Annotated in this window: 8 protein-coding genes; 3 read left to right on the top strand and 5 right to left on the bottom strand. The window is 69.4% G+C overall.

Annotated features, from left to right (window positions below; genetic code table 11):
* Positions 1-160 precede the first annotated feature (160 nt).
* Positions 161-400 carry an MbtH family protein gene (locus tag OG892_RS38785; protein WP_073733799.1) on the bottom strand — a complete coding sequence of 80 codons (240 nt, stop codon included), beginning with the start codon at positions 398-400 and terminating at the stop codon, positions 161-163.
* Between the two features lie 685 nt (positions 401-1,085).
* Here OG892_RS38785 and OG892_RS38780 point away from each other — a divergent pair.
* On the top strand, positions 1,086-1,910 hold the full coding sequence (locus tag OG892_RS38780) for an SDR family oxidoreductase (RefSeq protein ID WP_073733800.1): 825 nt from the start codon (positions 1,086-1,088) through the stop codon (positions 1,908-1,910).
* Between the two features lie 89 nt (positions 1,911-1,999).
* On the opposite strand, the gene OG892_RS38775 is transcribed toward OG892_RS38780, so the two are convergent.
* Together OG892_RS38775 and OG892_RS38770 are read right to left on the bottom strand one after the other, a co-directional pair.
* Entirely contained in the window at positions 2,000-2,539 is a 540-nt protein-coding gene (locus OG892_RS38775) for a hypothetical protein (protein WP_371631533.1), read from the bottom strand.
* Between the two features lie 199 nt (positions 2,540-2,738).
* The gene (locus tag OG892_RS38770) at positions 2,739-3,587 is read right to left on the bottom strand and encodes a LysR family transcriptional regulator (protein ID WP_371631532.1); all 849 of its coding nucleotides are present in this window, start codon (positions 3,585-3,587) and stop codon (positions 2,739-2,741) included.
* Between the two features lie 94 nt (positions 3,588-3,681).
* On the opposite strand from OG892_RS38770, the gene OG892_RS38765 reads away from it, so the two are divergent.
* Complete coding sequence (locus OG892_RS38765) at positions 3,682-4,413, top strand: SDR family NAD(P)-dependent oxidoreductase (protein WP_371631531.1); 732 nt, start codon at positions 3,682-3,684, stop codon at positions 4,411-4,413.
* Positions 4,414-4,584: 171 nt separating this feature from the next.
* Here the strand turns inward: OG892_RS38765 and OG892_RS38760 are convergent, their stop codons facing one another.
* Together OG892_RS38760 and OG892_RS38755 are read right to left on the bottom strand one after the other, a co-directional pair.
* Complete coding sequence (locus OG892_RS38760; RefSeq protein ID WP_371631530.1) at positions 4,585-5,127, bottom strand: hypothetical protein; 543 nt, start codon at positions 5,125-5,127, stop codon at positions 4,585-4,587.
* Positions 5,128-5,244: 117 nt separating this feature from the next.
* Positions 5,245-5,928: a TetR/AcrR family transcriptional regulator gene (locus tag OG892_RS38755; RefSeq protein ID WP_371631529.1), complete on the bottom strand. Its 684-nt coding sequence runs from the start codon at positions 5,926-5,928 to the stop codon at positions 5,245-5,247.
* 291 nt (positions 5,929-6,219) lie between these two features.
* On the opposite strand from OG892_RS38755, the gene OG892_RS38750 reads away from it, so the two are divergent.
* The gene (locus tag OG892_RS38750; protein WP_371631528.1) at positions 6,220-8,124 is read left to right on the top strand and encodes an RICIN domain-containing protein; all 1,905 of its coding nucleotides are present in this window, start codon (positions 6,220-6,222) and stop codon (positions 8,122-8,124) included.
* Positions 8,125-8,316 lie beyond the last annotated feature (192 nt).

Genomic DNA, 8,316 nt, shown 5'->3' with positions numbered 1-8,316 from the left:
CATCAATGATTCACGAAAGCCAAATAAAGGCAACATGATCGCTCATGCGCCATGCGTGAACGATTACCGCTCCAGCCTGATCGATTCTGCTCGATTGCGAGCGAAGGCGATCGGACTGGAGCGCCGGACATGCTCGGCCTGGTGGCCGTCCACGGCGACATCAAGGGCTCGGACGCGTCCCCTGTCCGGCGTCGGCCTCCATCATCCGCACCAGGCTGGTGGGCCGCATATCGGTCCACCCGGCCTCGATCGCGTCCAGACACTCCTGACGCGATCCTTCCGGGCCGCCCACGCTCCAGCCGCCCGGGATTTCGATGTGCGCCGGCCACAGCGAGTACTGACCCTCGCCATTCACCAGCGTCACGAACCGCCCCGACTCGTCATCGAAAGGATTGGTCACGACCGTCCCCCCACTTGTTCTCACACTTTCCACGGCATGTTCATCAGCCTTTTTCGGGCGCGCCGCAAATCGACGTCCGCAGCGACCCGCCGAACCGCCCGCCCCTCACGGTGCGATATCTCGACCACGCGGGCGAAGATTCGTTACGCCTCGGGATACCGACGTTACACCGATGACCGAGCCGGACTCCCCCGACTTGGCTCGCTCACGCCAATCACAATAGAGGACCTTCGACGGCCGAAGATGCAAATTCAGCCCATTGCCCGCGAGTACCCAATGGGCCTACAACGGCCGAGACACCCCCGAGACATATGCCAGTGGGATCACAACAGAAACATTCAGCCACCCCATGTCCCTATTGTGCGAGTATCACTCAATACGACCCGTTCAAATTTGGATAACCGGCGGCGTACGCCCGCTGACGTTCTGACACACCCAGATCACACCGCGCTCCCGTACGCCGGGTACGCGCCCCGTCTGCGCCCCGTCCCCGCCCAGCCAAGGTGAGGGAAAGGGGCGTCCGTCGCACGGCGTGAGACCGGCCCGCCGTCGGCCGGGGCACAGCCGATCTCAGCGTTTTCGGCGGCCGCCACGCACCGAACCGTTTGCCTTCGAGTCCACTCGAAGGTGTTGTCTGGCGGGAGATGTTGTCCGAGCGGATGACGGGTTTCTGGAGGAGCACACCATGACGCAGAAGATCTGGTTCATCACCGGCGCCTCGCGCGGCTTCGGCAGGGAGTGGGCCATCGCCGCCCTCGAACGCGGCGATTCGGTGGCCGCGACCGCGCGCGACCTCTCCACACTGGGTGACCTGCGCGAGAAGTACGGAGAACGGCTGCTGCCTCTACGTCTCGACGTGACGGACCGTGACGCCGGCTTCGCCGCCGTACAGCAGGCGCACGAACGGTTCGGGCGTCTTGACGTGGTGGTCAACAACGCCGGTTACGGCCACTTCGGCTTGGTCGAGGAACTCACCGAGGCCGAGGCGCGCGCACAACTGGACACCAACCTGTTCGGCGCCCTGTGGATCACCCAGGCGGCACTGCCGCTGCTGCGCGAGCAGGGTAGCGGCCATATTCTCCAGGTCTCTTCCATCGGAGGCATCAGCGCCTTCCCGCTGGTCGGGATCTACCACGCGTCGAAGTGGGCGCTCGAAGGCATCAGCCAGGCGCTGGCCCAGGAAGTGGCGCCGTTCGGCATCAAGGTCACGCTGATCGAGCCGGGAGGCTTCGCCACCGACTGGGCGGGTTCGTCATCGAGCACGTCCGACCCGTTGCCCGCGTACGCCGACTTCCACAAGGAGGTGCAGGAGCAGCGCCGCAAGCGTGTCGGTACACCGGGCGACCCTGCGGCGTCCGCCGCCGCCGTGCTGGAGATCGTCGACGCCGACGAGCCGCCGCTGCGCTGCTTCTTCGGCGCGGCGCCGCTGGGCATCGCCAAGGCCGACTACGAGCAGCGACTCGCCGTGTGGGAGAAGTGGCAGCCCGTGGCGGAGCTGGCGCAGGGCTGAGCCGGGGCCGGAGGCCCTGCCCGCCGGCCGCCGCTCGCACCTCGCCATGTGAAACGACGACCAAACACGGGAAGCGGTCCGCGTCCCCGCTATGCGTCTCCGGCTGCGGGGGCCGGGGGCGCAGGCGGTCGCTCGATGGTGAACGCGCGGGTGACCGGGTTGACCCGGGCCGGCAGCACGGTCCCCTGCGTGGCGCCGCCGAACCGGTACTTCGGGACTTCGTTGCCGCACTCGAAGGGTTCGAAACCGGGGCCGCTGATACGCATCAGGAGCCGGACCTGGTGGTGGTAGTCGTTGGTCGGCGGGGCTGAGGCAACCGCCAGAACCAGGGCGGTCGCGTCGACGCCGAGGGCGGCGAGCTGGAGCGTGGCCCGCCGTTCCTCACGGGCGAAGAGGATGGTGGACAACCCGACGCAGGCGACGAACGCCGCTGCAAGGGCGAGGCCCGCGCCGGCCCACACCCACCCGTTGCCGGTCTCATCGAGGTCGGCGACAGTGCGGACGGTGACATAGACGAAGACCCCTCCCGCACCGAGGAACAGAACCGCGCCCACAGTGCACGCGATTGCAGTGATCACCGGACCCTTGGGGTCCAGCAGGACGGGTTCGTGGGCGCGGGCGGTGGCCATGGTTGCACCCTAGCCAAGCAGGAACGTCGCGTTGCACCGAGGACGCGAATCGCCGCCATCGTGCAGCTACGAACCCCGCCGCCGTGCCTCTCTCGCCGACCGGCCCGCCTCCCATCGCAGCACGAAAAGTCCAGTGAACAGTGAACTCATCATGCTGTGCACGTGAGTTGGCGGGCAGGGTAGTGAGCCGGGGCAGCCCTTAGAGACCCGTCGCAGTCCGGACAAGGTCGGCGACGGCTCCGGACCGGCTGTGGGGCGGCCAGGCGATCACGGTGGTGACTGTCGGGGCGTCCAGCACGGGCACGGCCGCGAGGTCGCCGTGAAGTTGGGCTCGGCACGACTCCGGTGAGACCGCGCAAGCACGACCGAGTGCGACGAGCTGCAACAACTGCGCGTGGTCGCGGACCTGCGGGCCGGGGCCGGGCGGGTAGGTACCGTCGGGGTCGGGCCAGCGCGGCAGGGGCAGGCCAGGCAGATCGCTGATATCGGCCATGCGCACATGGGCCCGGGAGGTGAGCGGATGTCCGGACGGCAGGACCACGACCTGGCCTTCCGTGCCGAGCTCTTCTGCGTCGAACCCGGCCGTCGAGTCGAACGGCCGGTGCAGCAGGGCCACGTCGGCCCGGCCCTGGCGCAGGAGTCGTTGCTGCTCGGACGGGCCGCACAGGATGACGTCGATGGGGACCGCGCCGGGTTTGGCGGCATACGTGTCCAGCAGATTCGCCAGCAGTTCTCTGGACGCACTGGCTTTCGTGACCAGGACCAGCCCGGGGCTGCCGGTCGCGGAAAGTGCGGCGCGGCGGGCCCGGCGTTCGGCGGCGTCGACCGCGTCGAGGGCCGCCCTGCCCTCCACCAACAGCACCGAGCCGGCCTCGGTCAGCGTAACGGTGCGGCTGGTCCGATCGAGCAGCGCTGCACCGAGGCGGCGTTCGAGCTGCTGGATCGCCCGTGACAGAGGCGGCTGCGCGATCTTGAGCCGCTGCGCGGCGCGCCCGAAGTGCAATTCTTCGGCGACAGCGACGAAATAGCGCAGTTCCCGGGTCTCCATGCCGCCACGGTATCCGGAATCAATACCCTGTCGGTATCGGTGTCCACCCGATCGGTCTTGGACTCCGCCGAGCTCCGAGGACAGCATGGTTCCCATGAGCGAACGAACGATTGCGCTGGTCACCGGCGCGAACAAGGGAATTGGCTACGAGATCGCCGCGGGCCTGGGCGCCCTCGGCTGGAGCGTCGGCATCGGCGCCCGCGACGATGAGCGACGGAGCGCCGCGGTGGAGAGGCTGCGCGCGGGCGGCGTCGACGCGTTCGGCGTACCGCTGGACGTGACCGACGACGCGAGCGCGACCGCCGCCGCACGGCTGATCGAGGAGCAGGCCGGGCGCCTCGACGTGCTCGTCAACAACGCGGCCATCACCGGCGGCATGCCGCAGGAGCCCACCCGGGTCGATCCCGCCGTCATCCGGACGGTCGTGGAGGCCAACGTGATCGGCGTCATCCGCGTAACCAACGCGATGATGCCGTTGCTGCGCCGCTCCGCCTCACCACGGATCGTGAACATGTCCAGCAGTGTCGGCTCCCTGACCCGGCAGTCGGGGACCACGGCTGAGCAGACAACAGGTCCGGTGGCCGTGGCGTACGCGCCGTCGAAGACGTTCCTGAACGCTGTCACCCTCCAGTACGCCCGGGAACTGAGCGGTACGAACATCCTGATCAACGCCGGCTGCCCCGGCTACGTCGCGACCGACCTCAACGGCTTCCGCGGTGTGCGTACCCCGGAGCAGGGCGCCGCGATCGCCATCAAACTCGCGACCCTGCCCGACGACGGTCCGACCGGCAAGTTCTTCGAGGACGCCGGCGAAGTGCCCTGGTGAATACGCACGGTGGCTGACCGCCGCCGGACGAGGCGGCCTCCGGTGGGGGGCTCTCTCTGCGTGCGCAGACGGCCTGAAGCCCTGGCGGGCCGGGGGGAGATCAGCCAGGGCCGTAGGGGGCGTGGGTGGTGAGTGGCCCGCGTTGTCGGTCGGTGCGGGGCGGGGCGCCGGTCAGAGAGTGAGGACGGCCCAGATGCGGCGGCCGTCCGGTCCGGTGTCCGTTCCGCACCCGGTCACGGGCGGGTGTGCGGTGATGCTGTGGAGAACGTCCTGGCCCGTTTCGTCGAGGCTGGTGGTGAGCCCGGGGCAGTGGGAGAGGGCGAGGATGCATGCGTGCCCGTCCTGGTCGGACAGGTGTACGGACACGCTGGTGCCGCCGTCGGCGACTGCGGCCTCGACGAGGAGTGTGGTGACCTCCTCCACCGCGTTCAGGACGGTCGTGGCCGGCCGGTAGCCCCACGACCCCAACTGCTCCACGACCGCGGGCCGGGCCTTGCCCGCCGCCCACGGGGCGGACTCCAGCACCCAGTTTCTGCCGCGCCGGTTCCGCATGCCCGCGCCGCGCCGCGCTGTCGGCACCACCGTGTCGGCCGCGGTGTCCTTCTTCGGGTCCTGCGGATTCGGCCGGGGCGGGTTCGGCGGCTTCTTCGGTGGCGGCGGGGTTCTCGGCGGATACGACGGCGGGGTCGGGCCGGCTTCTACGGGCTGTGCCACAGAGGTCTCCCAGGGTCCGGGGCGGTGAGGGTGCGCCCCGGACCAGCGTAGGGCCGGCAGTGCCGGCTGGAGGCGGTTCGGGCGGGACGGACACATCGTCGGGGTGGCCGGACTGGGTTACTGGAACCCGGCCCTGTCCGGCTTCGGGGTGTCGCTCGGGCCGAACTTGTGGGGCGCGAGCGACGCCAGAAGGGCCGTGACCACCAGGTCGGTCGAGGCCGCCATGTTCACGGTGTCGGGCGCCAGCAGCCATTGCACCTGCAGACCGTCCATCACGGCGATGACGGCGTTGGCCGCGTCGTCGGCCCTCTTCGCATCCTCGTCGGCCACGTCGCACGCCTCGCGAAGCGCGTCGGCGACGAACCCTCGCAGACCCTCGTACCGGTCTCGGAAGTAGTCCTGCGCCGGATGGTCGTCCGTGACGGACTCCGCCGACAGGACTGCGTAGAGGCGGACGATGCCTTCGCGTTCGGCGTTGCGGAGCGCGGTGTCGACCAGGTGGCGCAGGAACTCCAGTCCGTGAGGACGGTCGGGGCCCAGTTGCTCGATGTCCGTCTGGTCGCGGAGTTCGAGGACGCTGGTGAGCAGGAGCGCCTTGGAACGGAAGTAGTGCAGGACCCCTGCCTGGGTCAGCCCGGCCCGGTCGGCGATCTCGGCGAGCGAGGCGTTGTTGTAGCCGCGGGCGGCGAAGGCGTCCGTCGCGATGTGCAGGATGTCCCGCTGCCGCTTCCGGGCTTCCGGGCTTCGGGGCGTGCGGGGCGTGGCCGCTCGGCCACGCCCGCCCGCTGACTGGTTGCTCACCGGCACAGCTTAAGGGCTGGAATTTCGGTGCGGCGCTGAGCCCGCGCCGCTGACCAGGGGCCCGTCGAGGCGGAGGAGGAAAGCCGGACCGACCACTTACTAACCACTTAGTAGGTGTGCTTCTATATCGCCGTCCTCCCCAGGAACACGCCCCGCCACGGCCGGAAGGGATACGGCATGTCCTTGCCCGCGGCCGGCGGCGGAACCCGACGGCAGCCGCGCCTCCCCGCAGGAACGACAGGAACGACAGGCACGAGCGACACGAGCGACACGACCGAAGGAGAGCCGCACATGTTCCACGCCAGTCCCCTCCGCCCCCGGACGCGCGCCGCAGGCGCCGCCCTCGTGATGGCCGCGGCGGCCATCGGCCTGGCCGGCAGCGGTACAGCCGCGCAGGCCGCCGACCCCACGGCACAGGTATGGGTCACCACCCCCGACGGCGGAAAGAAGCTCTCCGCAGAGGGCACCGTCCCGTTCGACGAATCGGCGCAGCCCGTCGACATACGCATCGACGGCACAAGCAAGGGCCAGCGGTTCACCGGGGCCGGCGCCTCGGTCACCGGCGCCTCCGCCCACCTCATCCAGGGCCTTCCACAGGACAAGCGCGACGCGCTCATGGGCTCGCTGTTCTCCACCGGCGGTGACGGCATCGGGCTCACCTACCTGCGCCAGCCCCTCGGCAGCAGCGACTTCAACGCCGACAGCAGCCTCTACACCTACGAGGACACGCCCGGGTCCTTCTCCATCGACCGGGACAAGGCCGAGATCATCCCGGTCCTCAAGCAGGCCACAGCGGTCAACTCCTCGATCCGCTTCATGGGCACCCCTTGGACCCCGCCCGCCTGGATGAAGACCAACAACGCCCTCAACGGCGGCAGCCTCAAGCCCGAGAGCTATCAGGCATACGCCGACTACCTGGTCAAGGCGATCCAGGCGTACGGGCAGCAGGGCATCACCCTCACCGACCTGAGCGTCCAGAACGAGCCGGAGTTCGCGGCGAGTTACCCGTCGATGACCATGACGTCGTCGCAGCAGGCCGACTTCATCAAGGTGCTCGACCGCGCCCTCACCTCGGCCGGCCTGCCCACCAATCTCCTGGCGTTCGACCACAACTGGGACCACCCCGACTACCCGATCGGCGTGTTCAACGGGACCCAGGGCATCAACCGGGTGATCGGCGCGGCCTTCCACTGCTACGGCGGAACTCCCGCCGCGCAGCAGCAGGTCATCGACGTGGGGAAGCGTGTCTTCTTCACCGAGTGCTCCGGCACCGAGAGCGCCGACCGGTCCACCACCTTCGCCGACACCCTCAAGTGGCACGCCGAGAACCTCGTCGTGCAGAACATGCGCAACGGCGGCGAGACGGTCGTCGACTGGAACCTCGCCCTGGACCAGAACGGCGGCCCGCACCAGGGCGGCTGCGCCGATCGCTGCAACGGAGTCGTGGAGATCGCGGGCGGCAACGTCACACGCAACGCCGAGTACTACGTCCTCGGCCACGTCAGCAAGTTCGTCAGGCCCGGCGCCACCCGCATCGGCTCCACCAGCCAGGGCAACGGCGGTGTGGAGAACGTCGCCTTCCAGAACCCTGACGGCACCCGTGCCGCGTACGTCGTCAACACCGCTTCCGGCGCGCAGCGGTTCTCGCTGACCGACAACGGGAAGTCCCTCGTCTACACACTGCCCGCCGGCGCGGTCGCCACCTTCGTGTGGAGCGGCACCGACGGCGGCACGACGGAGCCGCCCGCCGAGGGCTCCATCGATCCGGCCGCCTGGTACCGGGTCAGTAACATCGGCAGCGGTGCCTGCCTCGACGCCGCCGACTGGGGCACCGCCGACGGAACCGCGCTCCAGCAGTGGAGCTGTGGCACCGGAGCCAACCAGAGCTGGCAGTTCCGGCCCGTCGGGGACGGCACCTACCAGGTCGTCAACCGGCACAACACCAAGGTGTGGGACGTCGACGGCGGCCCCGGTGCCACCGCGGCCGGCACCAGGGTTCACCTGTGGACGTACGTGGGAGGCGCCAACCAGCAGTGGAAGGCGGAGTCCGCCGGCACGGCGGGGCGGTACCGCTTCGTCGCACGCAACAGCGGCAAGTGCCTGTCCGTGGACGGCGCCTCCACCGCCGACGGGGCCAGGCTGTCGCAGCAGAGTTGCGACGGATCATCGGCGCAGGCGTTCTCGCTGGGCGGCTGACGCGTTCGGTCCGGGCGGGCCACGGCCATCGGGCCGGGCCCGGCAGCCGCCGGAGCGGAGGGCCCCCGCGAGCAGAACGACTCGCGGGGGTCCTTCCCGGCATATACGACACAAGATGTCGGGTTTCGGGTCGAGCATGGCGGGACGGTCGGCGCCGACAACGGAGCGCGGGCCAAGCCGTGCGGACAGACA

The sequence above is a fragment of the Streptomyces sp. NBC_00341 genome (assembly GCF_041435055.1).
Taxonomy (GTDB): Bacteria; Actinomycetota; Actinomycetes; order Streptomycetales; family Streptomycetaceae; genus Streptomyces.
The sequence above is the reverse complement of the archived record's forward strand: the minus strand, read 5'-3'. Positions and strand labels throughout refer to the sequence as shown.